This is a genomic window from Flavonifractor sp. DFI.6.63, assembly GCF_024462255.1.
Lineage (GTDB): Bacteria > Bacillota > Clostridia > Oscillospirales > Oscillospiraceae > Lawsonibacter_A > Lawsonibacter_A hominis.
This window is the reverse complement of the sequence record NZ_JANGBE010000108.1, coordinates 1-335: the sequence shown is the minus strand read 5'-3', so window position 1 is coordinate 335 and position 335 is coordinate 1. Positions and strand designations below refer to the sequence as shown.

1 pseudogene is annotated in these 335 nt (G+C 34.3%); it reads left to right on the top strand.

From position 1 onward, the window contains the following. Positions 1-199 (top strand): annotated as a pseudogene (locus tag NE547_RS18110) (dihydropyrimidine dehydrogenase); the annotation flags it as partial. Positions 200-335 lie beyond the last annotated feature (136 nt).

Genomic DNA, 335 nt, shown 5'->3' with positions numbered 1-335 from the left:
ATCTACTACACCAGGTCTTGAAACAAACAAGAAAATGTGTATAGTAGCAGATGAAGAAGGACTTACTTCATTAGAAGGTATATATGCTGGTGGAGATACTGTTACAGGAGCTGCAACAGTTATATCTGCAATGGGTGCAGGTAGGACAGCGGCTGCGGCTATGGACAAGTATCTAAGAGAAAAATATTTAAATAAGTAAAAAGGCTTTATATAAGGTGCCTACAACTTTTAGTTGTGGGCATTTTTGTATGAATGAAAACTTTGTACCAATTTACAAAGCAATACTAATAAAAGCTTAATTTGATATAATTATTTATTTTAGGGCAATCGCTGAA